This is a genomic window from Mesorhizobium sp. M1A.T.Ca.IN.004.03.1.1, from assembly GCF_003997555.1.
In the GTDB taxonomy this organism is placed as follows: Bacteria; Pseudomonadota; Alphaproteobacteria; order Rhizobiales; family Rhizobiaceae; genus Mesorhizobium.
Genome location: NZ_RZTV01000788.1, coordinates 1 through 249, shown reverse-complemented (window position 1 = coordinate 249; position 249 = coordinate 1). Strand labels below are relative to the sequence as shown.

1 protein-coding gene is annotated in these 249 nt (G+C 62.2%); it reads right to left on the bottom strand.

Translation table 11 applies throughout. The features are described from left to right. The coding region (locus tag EOD29_RS33810) for an SDR family NAD(P)-dependent oxidoreductase (protein WP_245475522.1) at positions 1-247 on the bottom strand (247 nt) is incomplete at its 3' end. Positions 248-249 lie beyond the last annotated feature (2 nt).

Below are 249 nucleotides of genomic sequence, written 5' to 3'. Positions count from 1 at the left end.
CGGTGCTGACGATATGGTCAACGGGATCGCTATTGCGGAAAAGCGCCGCTACCTCTTCCTCTCGCGATATATCGACGGCAAGCGTCGCCAATCCAGGGTGATCGCCGAGATCGCGCCGCGCCGCCGCAAGCCTGTCGGCGCTACGTCCCGCGATCGTCACCGACGCTCCCTCCTCAAGTAAGCGTGCAGCAAGCGCCAGTCCCATGCCGGAACTGCCGCCAACAATAATGATCTTCGCGCCTTCGATCC